We start from the raw sequence: 20,334 nt of genomic DNA, 5'->3' as shown, positions 1-20,334 counted from the left end.
ATTTTAGCGGTTAAAAATGATGATTTTTTATTGAATTGCAAAATAAAAGCAGGAATTTTTGATAATTACAGTATATAGAAGTTTTTAAAATTAGAGCGCTTGATTAGAATATATAATCGCACAAAAATTATTCCAAACAAAATTTAGATAAAAGCAAATAACAATTACGAGTAACGAATTGAAACTTTTACCTTGTACCTTGCTCCTTATCCCTTTGCTACATTTGTTTGGTGCTATCTACATCAAAATCCTCGCGTTTGACGGCGCCTTTTATTTTGTCTTCCATTGACAGTCCCTCTAATATTTCTGTATTTATGCCGTCACTCAGCCCGATTTTAACATAACGCTTTTCAAATGTCTGAGGAGTTTCATCGACAAGGACTTCAACATAGACAGAGTCTCCTTTTTCGGCGAATTTCAAAAGGCTCTCTTTCACAGCCATTATACTATCTTTTTGCTCTAAGACTATCTCGGCGGTTGCACTATATCCCGAGCGTACAAAAAAATCCTCTTTAAGTTTCATCTCTGCCCTAATCTCAAACTTAATAGCTCCTGATTCTTCAACCCCCTTAGGTGCGATGTATTCGAGTTTTGCATCGAATTTGGTGTCGGTGATTGCTCCTATTGTTAAAATCAGATCCATTCCTAAATGCAGTTTCCCAACCTCAACCTCGTCAACCTTGCCCATGAAAATCATTTCAGACATATTAGCAATCACGGCTATGGTTGTTCCTGGATTAAAGTTATTGCTTTCTATAACTGAGTTGCCCACTTCAATAGGGACAGTTAATACCATACCTTCAATAGTAGATGTTACAAGAGTATTAGTTTGCTCTTTGGAACGTGAAGAGACACCCTCCCTGATTAGTTTCAGATAATCCTCGGAAGCCTGATATTCAGCTTTTGAGTTTTTTAACATTATTTCGGCTTTTTCCAATTCGGCAATTGCAATCACCTGTTGATCAAACAGTTGTTTCTGCCTGTCATAAACCCTTTGAGCATCGTCTAAAGATATTTTGGCTTTTTCAACTCTCGATTCTGCGTTGTTAAGGCTTATCATATCGGGGACAATTTTTATTCTGGCTAAAGGTGTGCCTACTCGTACTATGTCCCCTGGTTCGACAAACAGTTCGTTAACTATACCACTTACACGAGGTTTGATTTCAATCTCCTTGCGTGGAACTACTTTTCCTGTTGCGACAGTTTTATTTACAATGTTGGTTTTAAAAGGTGTTTCAATTGTATATATAACTGGCTTTTTCCTTGATTTTTGAAACAGGAAGAATATTGTATAAGCAAATATTAAGACTACTAATACTAACAGCGATCGTTTGAGTATTTTTCTCATAATAACTTTATTTAAAGGTTTTTTTATTTTTCTGTTCGTAATGCTTCTATTGGCTTCATTTTAACTGCTCGGTGGGCAGGTATCAATCCTGCGATTATTCCGCTAACTATTAATATTCCGAGCGCAAAGAGTCCCATGTTAAAACTTATCATTGGATTATACATTATGGGAAACTCAGCTCCGGAAGTTGCAGTATCTATTATTTGTATAACACCGACTCCCGCTGCTAACCCCAACCAACCGGCTGATAATGTCAATACTATCGACTCGGATATAACTTGGGTAATTATTTTAAATGGCGATGCCCCGATTGCTCGTCTTATTCCTATCTCATTAGTTCGCTCTTTCACAACTACTAACATTATATTGCTAATACCAATTGCTCCAGACAGTAAAGTTCCAATACCTACTATCCATATTAATGCGGCAACACTCAGGAAAAGTCCGTTTACTTTTTTAAACTCTTTTTCTACGTTGAAGTGTCCAATTGCTCTATCGTCTTCGGGGTGTATTTTGTGGCGTTTTTTCAATATCTTCATAACATTGTCGGCGACTGTTGCAACAGATATTTTTGGATCGGCTGTTAGGGAAAACCAAAAAACAATATCTCCGTAATTATATATTCGTTGCATTGTGGTAAATGGAAGGTGTACGTTTTTTTCTTCTCCTTGCGCTTGTCCGCCTGATTTTTTTGATTTGAATATGCCTACAACTTTATAATAAACGCCGTTTACCCTAATAAATTTATTCAATGGTTCTTCGTCATTAGCAAACAGTGTATTTTTTGCTAAGTTGCTAATTACCACAACTTTTCGATAATTAATTATATCCATTTCGTTAATATATCGCCCTTCGATTATATCAACGGGATCTATATAATTCCAATCGGGATAATCTCCGTAAACAGTGAACGAACCACTTTTTGTACCGTAAACTACATTGTTGGAAGTGTTTCTTCTTGATGCTTGTACTCGTGGTGCTAATCGTTCGAGTCCCTCAACATTATGTGTTAACGCTGCAATATCTCCATTTCTAAAATTCCAGCTACGCCCCTTATCAAACCCTGCGTACGGTTTTGTAGTAATGTTTGTCCACATAAATGCGCTGTTAGTTGCAAAATCTCCCAAGTTTTTGAATATAGCATTTTTAAAGCCATTACCCATTCCTAACATAACCACAAGCATAAAAATTCCCCAAAAAACTCCAAATGCAGTCATAATCGTCCGCATTTTGTTGCTTTTTAGCGTGTGAATTATCTCTTTAAAGTGGTCAATATCAAACATAAACAAGTTTTTTATTCATCACGGAGTGCGACTATGGGTTTTATTGCTGCTGCTCTTCGTGCAGGTACAAATCCTGCAATGGTTCCACATATTATCAACAATATTGTTGCACTTATAGCTATTTGTAAATTTGCTTGTGGGCTTCTAAAAAAATCGGTCGGAGGGACAATGGTTGAAAAGAGCTCTAACACCGCAACTCCCAAGACAAGTCCAAAATATCCTGCTACAGTGGTTATTAAGATTGCCTCCATAAGAATATCACCAATTATTGACCAAGGCGTTGCTCCGATAGCTTTTCGGATACCTATCTCTTTAGTCCGTTCTTTTACGACAATCAGCATTATATTGCTAACGCCGACAATACCTGCTATTATGGTGCCGATACCAATCAGCCAAATAAAAGCTGAAATGCCTGAAAACATCGCGTTTATTTGCTTTAAATTTACGAGGTTATTCTGGATATAGATAGCACTTTCATCAGTTGGATCAAAGTTATGCCTCGAGGCAAATTGTTTTCGTAAGGCTTTTTCAAAATCTTCTGTTTCTTCTGTGGTTAAGCCTTTGATTGTGAGGGATAAAATATTAACTCTATTTACTAAACTAAATGAACGTTGGGCTGTAGAAAATGGCACGAAAACCACGTCGTTATCTCTATCGCTATCGGAAATATAGATGCCAACAACTTTAAAAGGTATCCCTCCGATATTTATCCACTCTCCAATTGCATTTTTATCTTTAAATAATTCTAGTCGTGCTTTTTCTGAGATTACAACCGATTTTTTATTCTCATTACAGTCGAGCTTATTAATAAATCTGCCTTTAATGATATCAGTTTTTTCAATCTCTTGAGCTCCTGAATAAACCCCTGCGATATCGTAGTTCACAGATTCTTTACCATATGTTATAAGGTTATCTGACCAAACCCAAACCGTAGCATTAGAGTGTTCTATATTTTCGCTATTAATTCTTTTTGTTTCGTCGTAATCACGATTATTAAATTGAATATAACGGTTGGACTGCAACCCATCATGCTCTTTACTTGTTATCCCTGAGTATATCCACATACCGTTAGTGGCATCTGACTCAAAATTTGCCATAATTCCATTTTGCAAACCTTGTCCAGCTCCCAAAAGAATTATAAGCATAAATATACCCCAGGCAACGCTAAAAGCTGTGAGAGCCGAACGTAACTTGTTTTTACCAATAGTGATAAATATTTCATGCCATTTATCGATACTAAACATTGGCTTTAGCTTTTTCTATTGGTCTGTCTTCTAATATCATACCGTCTCGTAAGCGAATAATTCTGTTTGTCATATCAGATATTTCGCGCTCGTGGGTTACTATTATTACGGTTATGCCCTGTTTGTTTATATCTGTAAGTAGGTTCATAACTTCGTACGAAGTTTGAGAGTCTAATGCTCCAGTAGGCTCGTCAGCAAGAATTAATTTAGGTTTAGTAACTAATGCTCGGGCAATAGCAATACGTTGTTTCTGACCTCCACTCAACTCACTTGGTAAATGGTGTGCCCAATCACGTAATCCAACTTTGTCTAAATACTCCATTGCCATTGTGTTGCGTTTTTTTCGCGAAATGCCTTGATAGTACAAGGGTAGAGCAATATTCTCCTGCGCATTTTTATACGCAATAAGATTAAACGACTGGAAAACAAATCCAAAATATTTATTTCTGTAGTATGCTGCTTTAGTTTCTGAAAGGTTTTCCATTAACAAATCGTTGAGATAATAAGAACCATTGTCATACGAGTCAAGTAGTCCTATAATATTTAACAAAGTAGATTTGCCCGAACCGGAGCTACCCATAATTGAAACCAATTCTCCGTCGTCAATATCAAAACTGATTCCTTTCAAAACATGTAAGCTGCTCTGACCTATTGGATATGATTTGTGAAGATTTTTAATAGATATCATACGGTCATAAAGGTTATTTTAACAAAGGAACAAATTTATTTAAAAAACTGAACTTGGGACGTTTATTTCGTTCAAAAGTTACAAAACGGATAATTTTGTAACAATATTGTTGTTAATGCGTCATAAGGTTTTTGTTTTATTTATAAATTTGTGTTATTAAAAATCTAAAATTACAAACAATGCGAAATGTTTTATTTTTGCTTTTAGTTATTTATACCATAAATGCTGAAGCTCAAGAAAATACGCAAACATTAGACTTGCCAACGTGCATAAATTATGCTATAGAACACAACCTTAATCTGAAAAAACAGGAGCTGTCGCAGCAAGTTTTGCAAAACAACTACAAGCAATCGAAATACGATTTATTACCGGACTTGAACGCTATGTCGAGGTTTGGTCAAAGTTTCGGACAGACATTTAGTTACGAGCAGTCGCAATTTATAAATCAGCAGGTTACATCTTTCAATGTAGGATTGTCGTCGAATGTGTATCTGTTTGAGGGATTTAGAAAAATGCACACAACTAACCGAAGATTGCTTGAATTAGAGACAGGAAAAATAAGTTACGAAATTCTCAAAAATCAACTGATTTTAGAGATCGTAAATGCCTATTTGGTTTCTTTGTATAATCAGGAACAGTTGGAGATATTGGTGGAACAACTTTCAACAACCGACCAGCAAATAGAGAGAACGCAAAAGTTAATAGAATCGGGAACTGTGGCGAAAGGAGATTTATTAGCTCTGACCAGTCAGAGAGCAGAAGAGGAGTCGCAATTGGTTGGATATGAGAATCAAATTAAAGTTTCGCTACTCAATTTATCTCAACTAATGAACTATGATGAGGGTGTTTTTGAAATAGAAAAGCCTGATATTGAGAACTATATATTGACGTTTTCGGACACTCTCTCTATGGAAGGACTTTATTCTGAGGCAATTGTTTTTTTGCCTGAAATCAAACTTGTTGAAGTGCAATTGGATATTTCAAAAACAGGAGAAAAAATAGCTAAATCGGGTTACTATCCAACATTAGCACTTAGTGCTGCCTTATCTTCTCCTTACAATAATTTTGCAATAAATCCACAAAATGGAAGTACCGACTATATGCTACTTGACCAATTGAGAGATCGTCGTCAGGCCGAGTTTGGTGTGTCTCTTTCAATACCAATATTCAACAAATTTAGAAATCGCACAAACGTTGCTAATGCTCAAGTAGAGACATTAACAACTGAAAATGAGATAGAAAAAGTAAAGCAAGATATTTATAAAATTATTCAATCAGCGTACAATGATGTATTAGCTTCACGCGAAAACTATAATGCACGCAAACAGGCAGTTGAAGCAAGCGAAGAATCTTATCGTTTTGCTGAACAACGATTTAATGCTGGGGCAATTAGCGCAACAGATTATAATATAGAGAAAAACAAGTTGAATCAGGTAAAATCAAGACTACTGCAAAGTAAATATGATTTCATAGTAAAAACTAAGATACTTGATTTTTACCGTGGTGCTGATATACAGCTTTAAGGTAAAAGTTTGTTTTGTAAAGATCGCTAATTTCATATTCAACCAAAATGGAATTTATTATCTTTGTGCGTAAAATTAATAACAATGGTTAATATTTTGTGCATAGAGACAGCTACCAACATATGTTCAGTAGCTATTTTTTGCGGTCAAGAGATGTTGGCTTATGCTGAGTCTGATTTAGAAAATGCACATTCAAAAGTTTTAACAGTTTTTATTAAGAAATTGTTGACTGACAATAGTTTACTGCCAAATGATATTGGCTATATTGCTGTTAGCTGTGGTCCAGGGTCGTATACTGGCCTTCGTATAGGTGTATCTGTAGCTAAGGGATTTTGTTACGGGTTAAATAAACCTTTGATAATGATCCCCTCAACTGAAATAATTGCCCAGGCATGTATTTCAAACATCAATATTAATGAAGGAGAATTAATATGTCCAATGATCGACGCACGCAGAATGGAGGTATATCATAACATATATGACAAGCATTTGAATGAAGTTGGGGAGTTAGAGCCTCATATTATTACAGAATCGTCATACGCAGAGATGTTGGAGTCAAGTGTTATTCACTTTTGCGGTAATGGAGCATTTAAAATTTTAGACGTGATAAATCACAATAATGCAAGAATACACACAGATATTTTTATTTCAGCTAAATATATGTATCCTTTGGCAAGTAAAAGAATTGCTTCAAAACAATTCGCCGACTTGGCTTATGACGAACCAATATATTTAAAGGAATTTATGGCAAAACAACCTAAGCCTTATTTTAGTAAAGGTAAAAAGTAGTTATCACACAAAAATAGAATACAATTATGGGAGACACAACAGACATTAAAAATGGATTAACAATTCAGTTTCGTGATGGATTGTATCAAGTAGTTCAATTTCAACACGTAAAGCCAGGGAAAGGTCCAGCTTTTATTCGAACTAAACTTAAAAATCTAGAAAACGGACGTGTAATAGATAATACTTTCCCTTCAGGAGCTAAGATAGATATCGTAAGAATAGAGAGAAGACCTTACCAATATCTTTATAAAGAAGAGACAGGATTTGTTTTTATGCATAAAGAGACATTTGAACAGGTTTTAATTGATGAAAAACTGATCTCTTCGCCAGATCTTATGAAAGAGGGAGAAGACGTGGAAATAGTTTTTCATGCCGAAACTGAGACCCCATTAACTGCAGAGTTGCCAATTACAGTAGAGCTTGAGGTAACATATACTGAGCCCGGATTGAAAGGTGATACAGCTTCGTCAACAGCTTTGAAAGATGCAACTGTAGAAACGGGTGCAAATGTTAAAGTACCTCTTTTTGTCAATATAGGCGACGTTATACGGGTAAATACAGCTGACTACTCTTATGCTGAACGCGTTAGGTAAATGTTGTATAACAAAAGTCATATCTAAACTAGAGCGTAACATAGTTAAGTAAGATATTTACAACTGTTTAGATAGAATTATAATTTCCTTAAAACAAGAAAGATAGAAATTTTGAATTGTTTAGGCAGTAAATTTTGCAATTGCAATCAATATGAGTTACTTTTACAGTTTAGTCATGTCTAGAAATTAATGTAACCTATAAATAACGGCAAATGCGATATGGAATCAAATAAAAAGGCGTCATTAAGGAGATTACAGTTTTGCAATTTCAAACTAGATTTTTTGCTTAAGTTGACAATAGCAATCAATGAGAATTTACCTGTTGAAGAGGTATTGGATAGGTATCTTGGCATTTTAAAAGATGAGCTTAATATAGGCAAAGTTCTTTTATATCATTATAATGAAAAGTGGGAACGTATTTTGTCAAGCGGAGTTGATCGCAAAGTCGTTGATGAAATAAAGGTTCCTGATGATTTTACCTACTATACTCAAATTACCAGTCTTACCAATGCTATCAATCGTCAATTAACGGTTTTTGACGTCCTTATTCCTGTATTTCATAATGAACGACCCTTAGCTTATCTTTTAATTGGAGATATTGAAGAGGAGCGTGTTGGAATGAGTCCCACAATAAAACACCTGCATTTTATTCAGACAATGACAAACATTGTGGCGGTAGCCATCGAAAATAGGAATCTATACAATCAAAACCTTCGTCAGGAGATTATTAAGAAGGAGCTAGATTTGGCAAGTCGTGTACAGTCTATGCTGATTCCAAGCCACTCTTCGCTTCCAAACAATGAAGATATAGTTGCTACAGCCTGCTATTTACCACACTTTGAGGTTGGTGGTGATTATTATGATGTTGTTCAAATAAATGATCACAGATACGGATTTTGTATTGCAGATGTATCAGGAAAAGGAATCTCTGCTGCACTGCTAATGTCTAACTTTCAGGCAAATGTTCGGGCACTTTTTGCGGCAAATCTTAAATTAGATGAGATTGTTCATGAGTTGAACCAGCGTGTTATGAATAATGTAAATGGGGAGAAGTTTGTTACACTTTTTATAGGAGAATATAATTCACAAAACAAGAAGCTGACCTACGTTAATGCTGGGCATAACCCTCCTATTTTATATCAGGCAGGACTCAAGGAAATTAAGTTTTTACAAAGTGGAAGTATAGGTGTTGGTATGTTAGATTTTATTCCATCAATAACTATTGGAAGTGAGTATGTTACACAAGGCTCTAGATTAATTATGTTTACAGATGGAATCATTGAGCTTGAAAACGAAAACATGGAAGAGTTTGGGACTGCGTTTATGGAACATGAACTAATGCAAACACCTGTTATTGATGATGTTATATCAAATATAATTAATGAATTAGAGTCCTTTAAAGGGCAAGGTTCTTATATAGACGATATTACTATTCTTGCTCTGGAGTTCCCGAACTAGAAGGTGTATTAGACGTAAGTAAATTATTATTGGTCTCTCTTGTAAACTTAACATCTATTACTACAATAGCAGCTGTAAATCCCCAAAACACGAACAAAAACTTATCAATATCAAGAAAATTGTTCAGGAAGCCGTGTACGTAGTGCGTAATTAACCCCAGAAACAGGGCTATTGCTAAAAGTCTGGCTTCTCGTTCTTTTACTTTGTGGTATATTCTTAAAGTAGTTGTTCCTATGACTATTAGAATTAAGGTAAAAGTTACAGTTCCTAACAATCCCGATTCAGCCAAGGGTCCCAGAAATTCGCTATGAGCGTTTCCGACATCTCCAAAATTGGTACTTATTATAGTACGTTCGCTAGATAATTGGTAGGGAGCGTATTGGAACATGTATGTTCCAGGTCCAAAGCCAAATATAGGACGTTCTTTAAACATTCGTATTGCTGAATTCCAACGGTTAATGCGCTCAAGGTTTGAGGCATCTGTACTAATATTTGTTACGGATCTCAATTGTTCGCTCAAATCGTCCGATGAGCTTTGAGTGTTCTTTTCAAGACTCATCATTATCTCTGTTGAAAATGCTAGAACAACTGTTGTTAAAACTGCTCCTATCAACAAAATAGTTCGCGCTTTTATCTTCAAAGCCAATAAAATAAATAGGGCTGCACTTGCTACTACTCCAACCCATGCTGCACGTGTATATGAGAAAACTAATGCCAATATATATAAAACTCCTACAGCAAAAGCCAATAGTCTTTTTGGTGAACTAAACCTTTTGTTAAATGCGCAAAATAAAATAAATGGTATGAACATTGCCAATATAGCTCCATATGAAGTGTGGTCGGGAAGTAGTGGTGTTACCATGTAGTTTGCAGCTTGTCTGTCGAAAAATCCGAAACTACTTTGCCGTATTAACGTATATGCTATAACTATTATGAAAGAAGAGGCATATAACCAAAAGTACTTGTAAATAGATGATTTATTGGTAAATAAGTGTGAAGCCAATATGTAAAAAGTTGCTAAACACCACATTCTCGAGACGGTAAATTTCCAAGATACTATGGGCATTGTGCTGGTCAATGAAGTTATAGCAATCCAAATTAAGTTTATGTAGATAGCAATAGATACGGGGTGTGTTAATATTTTTTTGTTAAACGAATTTCTCTCAAACACAAGTTTATAAAGCACCAACAAAAACAGACCAATCAAAATTGGCTCAACAGGTAAACTTAAATCGTTATCTACATCAGCAAAAAAACATAACTGAATTGAAAGGGGTGTTAAAAAAGCAATAATATACATTAAGTTTTTGAGCGAAAAAATTGCTATAATTAAAATAGCTATACCAAAAGGAACAGCTGCAAAATAGTATTTTTCAATTGATACCAAAAATGCAGCCAGTGCTAAAACAATAATAGCACTTATGTAGTATATAAGTATCTTGTTTTTGAACACTACTTAATTGTTAATTTTACGAATGCGTTGGATTTCGCTCAATTATGCTTATAATTATAAAACAAACTAACAATACAGACATTCCTCCAATTAAGGTTATAGGAATTCGTTTTGGAGAGTGCTTTTTATCAGCAACGTATGGAGAAGATATCATTGCGTAGTATGCAACTTTTTTTTCTGCTTCAATTTTAAGTTGTTCTGTTTCTACTTTAAGGTCTGCCAATGCAGTAGTTTTTTCTCTGTAAATTTTAAAATAATGCAAAAATTCGGTGCCGTAACCCTTGACAATATCAATATCTAAGTCGGGATTTATTGTTTGAAAAGACAGGTTAACGTTTTGTCGTATTTTCTTTAATTCGTTAACATCGTTATCACTATCGCCTTCTATTTTGGTGACTAATTTACTTTCTCCTTTTCCAAGCTCAACTACTTTTGCAAAATCTTTATTTCCTGATTTTTTTATTATCTCTCCCAATAATGCTTCATATGTTTTGATTTTCTCTTCAATACTAGCTATCTGCTTTTCATTTAGCTCAATGTATTCCAATATCTTTTCCCTGTGTAAAAACGTTACTTTTTCATTATAATGTTTTAATATTGAGTTTACTATGTCACGTGCTAAGCTTGGATCAACGTCAAGAGCTGAAATTTCAACCGATTCAAAAGGTGTTTTTCGGATAGAGACAAAATCATAATAGTAATCAAAAACTTTTGCTTTGTATTTTACATAGTCTTTTGGGATACCCCAGTGATCATCAAGCTTAAGCTCTTTTACTACTTCTCTGGCGATATCTTTAGAGTTTAATATTTGAATCATCTGTTCGGTATATGTCTCTTCAGAAAAAGCCCCAAGATTTAAGGGATATACGTCAGCAAACGATTTGTATTTTCGTTTTACTAAAAATGTGGATGCTCCTACTACTATTGTTCCTATAACTGTTATTATAACAATGTGTTTCCACCATTTTGAAAAAATGTGCAAAATGTTTTTATTGCTGAAAATGCTTTCCATGTTTTTTTACTTTATTTTGATAATTGTTAATGTGCACCGCTATTAAAATCAATAAGTTTTATAAATTAAGTTTGCAAAAATATCAAAAATATTGATGTTTACTAAATTAATTGTAATTAAGAAAAAGATATTATGCAATTTATTTATATGGTCTGGGTTAATACAGCATTTGGACTTCTTTAAAGTAATATGATTTGGTGCAATTGTCGCTTTTCTGAATTTTTAGTGCACCATCAAAGTCTATATCTACTATTTTTCCTTCAAAAGTTGAATTGTTATCTCTGTATATTGATTTGTCTTTTTTGAATAGTAGTTCAAAATATGATTCTTTTAGTTCCCGAGATGGTTTTTTGTTTTTTTCAAACCCTGCGATTAAATAACGTTGTAACTCACTTGCAATTGTTTTGATATCTAAATCTGTTTTAAGTTTTAGTTTTAGGCTTGTTGCATTTGGCAATCCTGCAAACTCTGTTTGATTGAGATTTAATCCAACACCTATTATGCTTTTTTCAACTCTATTGCCCGATACGATGTTTTCTATCAATATGCCGGCAATTTTTTTGTTATCTACAATAATATCGTTTGGCCATTTTATTTTGGCGGTGCAATTGTACGAATTTAGCAGGCTTACTACTGCTAAAGATGTAATCATAGATATGGCAAAGCATTCCGCAGGTTTTATATCCAAACTAAATATGTAACTTGCTAAAAGGTTTTTGTTAGGTTCTGATGCCCAGCTATTACCAGCCTGACCTCTGCCCGAACTTTGAAAGCCTGTAGCTATACAAAATCCCGACTGTTTGTCAATATATTGCCATGCTGTTTTATTTGTTGATGATAACTCTTCAAACCAAAGAATTTTTTCAGAAGCCATATCCGTAGGGCAATTTAAAATCTATTTTAAACTTCAGTGGTTTAGGTCTTTGTTTTATCTTTAAATATATTTTTGTATTACAATTGGGTGGATTTTGCCAATATGTTTATGAAATCAAGTTTTTGACTTTGGCGTATTCTATTATACGTTCTATTCTTTTTAAATGTGCCTTTTCGTACAATTTGCCATCGACAACTACAATAGAAAAATCATTAAGTTGTGAAAAATCAATTTGTCTGCTGATTTTTACGGCTCTTTCAATTTCTGCTTTGCTGTAATACTCAATGTTTTTTACAACTTGTAGTTGGTTTGGGTGGACAATTATTTTTGCGGTGTATCCCATTTTAAAGCCTGTTAAAACCTCGTTTTCAAACTCTTTGATGTCGCCGATATTCATGCTGGCAAAGTCAATAGCTTCTACATTGTATGCATATGCAGCATTAAGAACGACTTTTCTTGCCCAACTTATCTCTTCATTTGTAAAACGCATATTGGTTTTTGCAGCATAGTCTTGTGCTCCAAGTGCAATGCCTTTGATCGGGAACTTGGATTCACTAAAAAAATGTGGAATATTAATTAATGATAACGGACTCTCTATCAGTAAAATCCATTGGATATCTGTTGTGTCGTAATAATCAAAAACATTGTATATGCTTTGTAGTTCTTCAGGTGTGCTTATTTTAGGCAAAAAATAATTTTTAAACCCCAAATTAAACAGTCTCTTTAGTTGTGCGTCATTAATCTCTTCATTACGGTTAAACAATCGTGGTCTAACCCAGTACTGTTCAACGCCATCAACCTTTTTTATGTTTTCAAATGCGACCTCATTTTCTGATTCGGCAATTGCATCTTCGAAATCAAAAACGAATGTATCGGCGGCAATGGTATCCATTTTTTCTATAAACCGTGGTTTAGAGGCTGGAATAAAAAAATAGGTACGTAGCATAATTAATATTTTTTTACGACATTTTTTCTAAATAGATAAGTTTCATTATTTTCAGAACAAATCGCAACACCTTTATCATTAAATTTATATCCTGCTTTGCTCATCCAGCCTGTTTGTTTTGCTGGGACCCTTACTACAAAAATGTAATCAGGGATTTTATACACAATCAATTTTAGGATACTTTATTTCGCATAGTTTACTGAACGTGTTTCTCTAATCACAGTAACTTTAATCTGTCCGGGATATGTCATACCGTCTTGAATTTTCCTTGCAATGTCGAAAGATAGTGTTTCTGCCTCTTTATCAGATACTTTATCACTTCCAACAATAACTCGTAACTCTCTTCCAGCTTGAATAGCATATGTTTTTAACACTCCGCTATGACTAAGTGCAAGATCTTCAAGTTCTTTAAGTCTTTTTATGTACGATTCGACAACCTCGCGTCGTGCGCCGGGTCTTGCACCAGAAATGGCGTCACATACTTGTACAATTGGAGCAAGCAGTGTATTCATTTCAACCTCTTCGTGGTGTGAGCCAATAGCATTGCATACTTCGGGTTTTTCTTTATACTTTTCTGCCAATTTCATTCCAAGTACTGCGTGTGGTAGTTCTGGCTCGTCATCGGGCACCTTGCCTATATCATGGAGTAAACCAGCTCTCTTTGCTAATTTGCTGTTAAGCCCAAGTTCTGAAGCCATTATAGCTGACAGGTTTGCCACCTCACGACTGTGTTGTAGAAGGTTTTGCCCGTATGAGCTTCGATATTTCATTTTGCCTATTAGTCTTACCAGCTCTGGGTGTAGCCCGTGTATTCCAAGGTCGATAGCTGTTCTTTTTCCTGTCTCAACAATCTCTTCTTCAATCTGTTTTTGAACCCTGTTAACAACCTCTTCAATACGTGCAGGATGGATTCTACCGTCAGTTACTAATTGATGAAGAGCCAAACGTGCAATTTCACGTCTGACAGGGTCGAATGCAGACAAAATAATTGCTTCGGGTGTGTCGTCAACAATTATTTCTACACCAGTAGCAGCTTCTAAGGCTCTGATATTACGTCCTTCACGACCTATTATTCGCCCTTTTATTTCGTCGTTCTCAATGTGAAAAACAGTAACCGAGTTTTCTATAGCATGTTCAGTAGCAACACGTTGAATTGTTTGTACCACAACGCGTTTTGCTTCCTTACTGGCAGTAAGTTTAGCTTCGTCCATAACCTCATTAATGTAAGCCATTGCTTCGGTTCGAGCTTCTGCTTTGAGAGATTCGACTAATTGTGATTTTGCATCTTCAACAGATAGACCGCTTATGGTTTCCAATTGTTCGATAGTTTGCCGTTGCAATTTTTCAAGTTCTTCGCTTTTTTTCTCAACCATTTCCATTTGTTGGGTGAGGTTGTCACGAATAATATCTATCTCTTTGCTTTTACGGTTAGTTTCTTCAATTTTTTGAGCAATAGCAGTTTCTCGCTGCTTTGCTTTTGTTTCCATAGCCGTTAATTTTGAATTTTTTTCGGCTACGTATTTCTCGTGTTCACTTTTTAACTGCAGAAATTTTTCCTTAGCTTGCAAAATTTTCTCTTTTCTGGTAACTTCTGCTTCTGCTTGAGCTTCAGCAATTATTCGCTCTTTCTTTCTTTTTTGTACTTTTTGCCATATTATATATGAAAGCACTGCACCTAAAGTGAATGATAGGAGCAGTAATACGATTATTAAATTTATTTCCATTGTATTATAGATAAATTAAAGTTTATAATTGAGTTTAAATGTACCGCTTATATTATATTGTATGCTTCATTTTATTTAGTATTTAAATAAAAAAAGCCCGCACCAAAGTTCTTTAGTCATTTAAGGAAAAATCCTTTCAGACATGTCTGGCGCTGCAATTTTGGTTCTGACTTCCACTGTTTCTTACGAAACTCTTGTCGAAACAAGAGTGAGGCCTGTCATTGCCAAATTTAGCTTGTCGCCAATGTTTAGTAGTGTTGATTTTTCTAAACCCCAAAGTATTGGTGCGGGCAATATTTTGTTATGTATAAGAACGTCGTTTTTTACTCTTTTTCAATGGCTATATCAAGGTCATAGTTTAATTTTTCAAGAATTTCGACAAGTTGATTGTCGGTTTTATTATCCTCGAGTTGGGTTAATTTTGATACAAATTGCAAAGTTGCCATAGCCAAAAAGTCTTGTGTATCCTTGTCTGAATACACTTTTTTATATTGAAGCACAGCATCATTAATACGCTTTGCCGCTAATCGGATACGTTCTTCATCATTACTATCAATTTTGATTGGATAGTATCTTTCGGCTATACTTACTCTTATGGTAATTTCGTCTCCCATTTATTGCAATTCTATTGAGTTAAGAGTGTTAAACATTGATCAATTTCTCGCACGATTTCGTTAATTTTTTGTTTGGCATCTAACGAACTCTCAGGCGTATCTGATAATGAACGAGCTGCTTTTAAATTGATATGTTTTTGTTCTAACTCTTTATATTGCAACTCCTTTTCGTCCAAACGAGATCGGATTTCCTGAATCTCCAAAGTTAACATTGCGTTAGCTTCTTTACAATTGTTATACAACACTATCAATCTGCTTAACTTAGACTGAATCTCCGATAACAATGTCTCTTTTGTTTTTGCCATACATTAAAATATTAACTCTACAAAATTACGAAACAATTTATAAAATAGCAAACGTATATTTTATCTAATAACATATTAAACGGATAAAAAGTTCTGCGCCTAAATAAAGTTTTTAAAATCGATACCCAGCTTTGTTTAGCTGTTCTAAGTTAGTAATTGGATTTTCGGGTTTAAGGTGTTTGGAAAGAAATTTATATATTTTTATTCTTATTTCTTTAGCTGTTTTTGTGTCCATTCTGTCAAATGAGTGACCGCCCGGGATATCTTTAAAAATTTCATATTCAAATTTTTTATTATCGGCTTTTAAAGATTTGATAAGATGTTCTACCTCAAGTACATTTACATCTTCATCATTGGTATTAGTATGAATTAGTAATGGTGTGTCTTTGAATTTGTGAGTGTTCCATGCTGGGGATCGTCTGCGGTATTCATTGACATCTTCGTGAGCCGACTTTCCGATATGATAATCTGTTTCAAATAACTTTCTGTAATCATCATGGTAATAGCCCATTCTTGCAACTATATCGCTAACAGGTACACCTGCAAATGCAACCTTATAATCGTCCGGAAAATTAAAAATATTCATAAGTGTAATTAGTCCTCCATGGCTCCAACCAACAATGCCAACACGATTTTTGTCAATAAAACCGTAGTTTTCTATCATGTAGTTCTTGCTGGCTAAAACATCATCAACTTCCAATCCGCCGTAGTCAATTTTTTCGTAATGTCCTTTACCATAACCTGTACTTCCTCTGTATTCAGGGGCTACGACTACGTATCCCTGTGAAATCATCTCCCTGATAATATGAAAATGATATGTTGTAAAATCTGCATGTACTCCTCCATGTGGCAAGACAATTAATGGGTATTTTTTCGAACGGTCAATATCTTTTGGAAAAATTGCATAAGTCCAAAATTTTATAGGATTACCAGCTCCCAAAGCAGTTGGATTTTTCTCTTTTGCCGGTGGCGGTCCTGTAATAAAAAGTTTGTCAACGTAGGCGATGTCGTTTAACCGCTGAAACCACATTACGTCATCTACTAGCTTTTCTACTCTGTCAAGACGATGTTGTAATAAGTTGTTTAGCTGTTCAACTGTTTGCTCACATGCGGTTTGTGAGATTAAATTACTAGAAATTAATAACGTTAATGTTAATGCGAAAAATTTTGATTTCATGCTATTGTAATTTTTAGGTTTTAGATAATATGGAACACGTACGCTTAATAATTATATCGTTGATTATCAATGTTTTGTTCGTATCAGCTTTATTCTGTATTATTAAATTTGTGTGTTGAATACTCAAAATTAATATAATTTTCGGCTTAATACTAAAAGGCAATGATAAAATCTTCCATAAAGTCCATAGTTACCAATCTTACAGTATTTACAATGATATGATTAAAAATTTGCTTTTATAGTGGTTCGCATGCCACAGCAAAAAACAGGAAAATACTTGGTAATCAGTGTTTTAAATGTCTGGCATTTAAATGCCAATTTTATTGATAGAAAAAAGTCATTATACTCACCTAAGACTTCGCAATGTTTATCTTAGTTATAAAGCACAATACACCTTAATTTATGTGCGTGATACGATAATATAGAATTAAGTATTCTCGGTACTGATAACAGTTTAGAAGGTAAATTTACTGACCCTAAGCCTAAGTCACGAAATTACAACGGACTATCCAAAGAACACCGAAAGGCATTTGTTGATGAGTATTATAAGAAAGGGGCTGTCCCAAAAGTTAAGACAGCCCCTTAAAATTAAAAAATATTACCAAGCATTTTCAGCATCAAGCGTGTGTTTGATAAGCCCCTTTGAATATCTGCATGCAGCTATCAAAAGTTCTTTTGTGCCCTCTATTAAAGCATCATTACCTCCATTGAGTCCAGTTGGCTTCCCTGATGCAACATAGGCATCGTAAATAGTTGTATTTCTGTAATTACTCCAAAGTGCTAAATATCTGACAGCTGCTGCCGGATTAGTAACTGAATAGTAGTATTTATCTGCATTTACTACACTTTCAAAATTATGACCAGAATCCCAGTTAGCAGACACCCAATTTTCATATCCATTATGAGTTGCTAATTGTTGATAGATATTTGCAGAGGTGTGCCATGGATTTGCAACATCTTGCAAATAATGAGCAGCATAGCCTAAGTACCAATCACCCATCCACTTGTTTGAAGGATAATAGTAAAATGCACTTCTCTTATTATAACCACTTCCGTTAATATTATTAGCACACATCGCATCAGCAACACCTATTCCTGTATAATAACCATACAGATAGATGTATCCATGTCGCCATTGCTGTGTTCCAGGGATAGTTCCTTCGTTGTCGTGTTGGTCTGGCATAGGTGCACCAGCAGCCATTCTGTTTGCTCTACTATCGGAAAGTTTCCAATATTTGGCAGCAATAAACATCAACTTGCTATGGGGAGTCCCTCCCCATTTTTCTGTTGATTCTGGCAGTTTACACTCAACGAACTCAGGGAATTCAATAGGTTCGGGAAGTTCAAATGGAATAACCTCTTCGTTTCCATTTACAACAGCTTGGGATTCTTCTTTAAAATCCTCTTTTTGACAACCTATCACAAAAGCAAGTGATACGATTGCTAAGATAAACAAATTTCTTTTCATGTTTTCTAATTTTTATGTTTATAAAATCTGCACCAAAGTAAAACTCAACTGATTTAATTTCAAATCAACTTTCGATAAAATGTAAACTTCCAAATTAGATTTGCTAACATTATATACTTTAATAATAAATATGTTACTTATCTTTGTTAGGATTAAAACTTAAATTTCCAACATATGTCAGACAAATTATTTTGTTTAATAAAATCAATGTCGAAACAAGAAAAAAGATATTTTAAAATATTTGCATCAAACAATAGAAAAAACAGTAATTATGTAAAACTTTTTGATTTCATAGCTAAGTTAGAAGAGTACAAGGATGAAATTGTGAAAGAGAAGTTTTCAAAAGAAAATTTCATCTCTCAATTGCATGTAACAAAAAATCTACTTCATAAGTTAATATTAAGAAGTCTTACTGTTTACCACGCAGAAATTTCAGAAGAATCAAAAATAAAAGAATTGCTAAGATTTGTTGAGATTTTGTATCATAAAGGTCTATACGATCAGTGTGTATATTTTCTCGAAAAAGCAGAAAAAATAGCTCAGGATAATTTATATTATATTGGTGTTATTGAAATACTAGAATGGAAAAGCAAAATAGCTTTTATTACCACAAAAACATCCGATTTGAAAAAATATCTCATAAGCGACTATAAAGATGAAATTGAAAAACTAAAAATTCTCAAAAACAAAAGTATCTACAGACAACTTTTTTATGAAATTCTTATTTTGAATAATGAAGGTACCCCGATTCGTAGTGATTCAGAATTAGAAAAATATGAGAAAATTATGAATAACTCATATATTAAAAATGAAAAAATAGCTGATTCTTTTTTTTCAAGGATGATGCTTTACCACATAAATGCATATTACTATTTGAACAAAGGCAATATTGTTAAAAGTCATAATTATTGTAAACAGGTCGTAGAGCTACTCGAAGCTAATCCAACTCAAATAATAAAATCTCCTATTCACTACATAGCTGCGCTAAATAACTACATATATACCTGCACTCAGATTGGACTTTTTGAACAATGTTATCCTGCGCTTAATAAACTCAAAAATGTAATCAGCTTTTATAATCTTCCAAATGATTTAACAATAAATCTTAAAGAAACTATTTTCGTTCGTTCCAATTATCTAGAATTAGAGTTATACAAAGAATCTTGTGAATTTGAAAAAGCAAAAACATTAATAAATGAACTTAAAAACCAACAAGATTTATTACTCTCTTTACCTACAACTAGATACAAAATTTTTCTCTTGTACACCATTTCATACACTTATTTTATTTTAGAGGAATATTCAAATGCACTTTGGTGGATAAACAATGTGCTAAATATTACCGAACAGAGAGAACCGATTGATATTTTTTGCTTCGCACGTGTCCTAAACTTGTTAATTCATTATGAACTAAATAACTACGATCAAATAGAGTATATTAATAATTCAAACTTACGTTTTTTTACAACGAGAAACAGAATGTTTAAATTTGAGTTGTTATTCTTTAGTTTTTTAAAGAATGTTATTTCGAAAGACGAACTTTTGGAGAATGATCTGAAAAAATTAAAGACCGACTTACGAACAACCATAAAAGATAATCAAGAGTTGAAAGCTTTGCAATATTTTGATTACTTTTCTTGGATTGATTGCAAAATAAAAAAGATTGGAATGAGTGAAAGTTTAAAAAATAAAAGAAAATCCAAGCTTTATAACAAAAATGTAAATCCATGTTAATCCCTGATTCTCAAAAAATCATTACTTTTGAACATTATACCTAAAATTATTAAGTTTGAATTTTTATCTCGTTAATCAACGAGTTACAGATGTATTAAATA

Annotated in this window: 18 protein-coding genes; 5 read left to right on the top strand and 13 right to left on the bottom strand. The window is 34.0% G+C overall.

The annotated features are described in order from the left end of the window. Positions 1 to 217: 217 nt before the first annotated feature. Genes GX311_09960 through GX311_09945 form a run of 4 tightly spaced genes read right to left on the bottom strand, consistent with a single transcriptional unit; the run spans position 218 to position 4,563 of the window. Positions 218 to 1,348, bottom strand: coding sequence for an efflux RND transporter periplasmic adaptor subunit (locus tag GX311_09960; protein ID NLK16708.1), 1,131 nt, complete (start codon positions 1,346 to 1,348; stop codon positions 218 to 220). A gap of 23 nt (positions 1,349 to 1,371) precedes the next feature. Continuing rightward, complete coding sequence (locus tag GX311_09955; GenBank protein ID NLK16707.1) at positions 1,372 to 2,631, bottom strand: ABC transporter permease; 1,260 nt, start codon at positions 2,629 to 2,631, stop codon at positions 1,372 to 1,374. An 11-nt stretch (positions 2,632 to 2,642) separates the two neighbouring features. After that, a complete protein-coding gene (locus tag GX311_09950) occupies positions 2,643 to 3,875 on the bottom strand; it encodes an ABC transporter permease (protein NLK16706.1) in 1,233 nt (410 codons plus the stop codon). Then, positions 3,868 to 4,563, bottom strand: coding sequence for an ABC transporter ATP-binding protein (locus tag GX311_09945; GenBank protein ID NLK16705.1), 696 nt, complete (start codon positions 4,561 to 4,563; stop codon positions 3,868 to 3,870). Before GX311_09945 ends, GX311_09950 begins: the two co-directional genes overlap by 8 nt. Before the next feature lie 179 nt (positions 4,564 to 4,742). Here GX311_09945 and GX311_09940 point away from each other — a divergent pair, with 179 nt between their 5' ends. The 4 genes from GX311_09940 to GX311_09925 all read left to right on the top strand — a co-directional run bounded on the left by GX311_09940 (position 4,743) and on the right by GX311_09925 (position 8,926). After that, positions 4,743 to 6,086, top strand: coding sequence for a TolC family protein (locus GX311_09940; GenBank protein NLK16704.1), 1,344 nt, complete (start codon positions 4,743 to 4,745; stop codon positions 6,084 to 6,086). Between the two features lie 84 nt (positions 6,087 to 6,170). Then, positions 6,171 to 6,875: a tRNA (adenosine(37)-N6)-threonylcarbamoyltransferase complex dimerization subunit type 1 TsaB gene (tsaB, locus tag GX311_09935; GenBank protein ID NLK16703.1), complete on the top strand. Its 705-nt coding sequence runs from the start codon at positions 6,171 to 6,173 to the stop codon at positions 6,873 to 6,875. A 26-nt stretch (positions 6,876 to 6,901) separates the two neighbouring features. Continuing rightward, positions 6,902 to 7,468, top strand: coding sequence for an elongation factor P (efp, locus tag GX311_09930; GenBank protein NLK16702.1), 567 nt, complete (start codon positions 6,902 to 6,904; stop codon positions 7,466 to 7,468). Between the two features lie 282 nt (positions 7,469 to 7,750). Further along, positions 7,751 to 8,926, top strand: coding sequence for a SpoIIE family protein phosphatase (locus tag GX311_09925; protein NLK16701.1), 1,176 nt, complete (start codon positions 7,751 to 7,753; stop codon positions 8,924 to 8,926). Here GX311_09925 and GX311_09920 read toward each other — a convergent pair. The 9 genes from GX311_09920 to GX311_09880 all read right to left on the bottom strand — a co-directional run bounded on the left by GX311_09920 (position 8,898) and on the right by GX311_09880 (position 18,499). After that, positions 8,898 to 10,379, bottom strand: coding sequence for an O-antigen ligase family protein (locus GX311_09920; GenBank protein ID NLK16700.1), 1,482 nt, complete (start codon positions 10,377 to 10,379; stop codon positions 8,898 to 8,900). The genes GX311_09925 and GX311_09920 overlap by 29 nt on opposite strands. Before the next feature lie 16 nt (positions 10,380 to 10,395). Then, positions 10,396 to 11,391 (bottom strand): hypothetical protein, encoded by a 996-nt coding sequence (locus GX311_09915; GenBank protein ID NLK16699.1) that lies wholly within the window; start codon positions 11,389 to 11,391, stop codon positions 10,396 to 10,398. A 157-nt stretch (positions 11,392 to 11,548) separates the two neighbouring features. Further along, positions 11,549 to 12,265 (bottom strand): biotin--[acetyl-CoA-carboxylase] ligase, encoded by a 717-nt coding sequence (locus tag GX311_09910; protein ID NLK16698.1) that lies wholly within the window; start codon positions 12,263 to 12,265, stop codon positions 11,549 to 11,551. A 106-nt stretch (positions 12,266 to 12,371) separates the two neighbouring features. After that, entirely contained in the window at positions 12,372 to 13,211 is an 840-nt protein-coding gene (locus tag GX311_09905) for a hypothetical protein (GenBank protein ID NLK16697.1), read from the bottom strand. Positions 13,212 to 13,393: 182 nt separating this feature from the next. Then, on the bottom strand, positions 13,394 to 14,935 hold the full coding sequence (gene rny / locus GX311_09900) for a ribonuclease Y (GenBank protein NLK16696.1): 1,542 nt from the start codon (positions 14,933 to 14,935) through the stop codon (positions 13,394 to 13,396). Between the two features lie 323 nt (positions 14,936 to 15,258). Continuing rightward, entirely contained in the window at positions 15,259 to 15,549 is a 291-nt protein-coding gene (locus GX311_09895; GenBank protein NLK16695.1) for a cell division protein ZapA, read from the bottom strand. A gap of 11 nt (positions 15,550 to 15,560) precedes the next feature. Then, the gene (locus GX311_09890) at positions 15,561 to 15,854 is read right to left on the bottom strand and encodes a hypothetical protein (protein NLK16694.1); all 294 of its coding nucleotides are present in this window, start codon (positions 15,852 to 15,854) and stop codon (positions 15,561 to 15,563) included. Positions 15,855 to 15,966: 112 nt separating this feature from the next. Beyond that, positions 15,967 to 17,031, bottom strand: a complete 1,065-nt coding sequence (locus tag GX311_09885; protein NLK16693.1) for a S9 family peptidase — start codon at positions 17,029 to 17,031, stop codon at positions 15,967 to 15,969. A gap of 598 nt (positions 17,032 to 17,629) precedes the next feature. Continuing rightward, the gene (locus tag GX311_09880) at positions 17,630 to 18,499 is read right to left on the bottom strand and encodes a hypothetical protein (GenBank protein ID NLK16692.1); all 870 of its coding nucleotides are present in this window, start codon (positions 18,497 to 18,499) and stop codon (positions 17,630 to 17,632) included. Positions 18,500 to 18,673: 174 nt separating this feature from the next. On the opposite strand from GX311_09880, the gene GX311_09875 reads away from it, so the two are divergent. Continuing rightward, positions 18,674 to 20,233 carry a hypothetical protein gene (locus GX311_09875; protein ID NLK16691.1) on the top strand — a complete coding sequence of 520 codons (1,560 nt, stop codon included), beginning with the start codon at positions 18,674 to 18,676 and terminating at the stop codon, positions 20,231 to 20,233. Positions 20,234 to 20,334: the final 101 nt, after the last annotated feature.

The sequence above is a fragment of the Bacteroidales bacterium genome, assembly GCA_012519055.1.
Lineage (GTDB): Bacteria > Bacteroidota > Bacteroidia > Bacteroidales > Salinivirgaceae > JAAYQU01.
The sequence above is the reverse complement of the archived record's forward strand: the minus strand, read 5'-3'. Positions and strand labels throughout refer to the sequence as shown.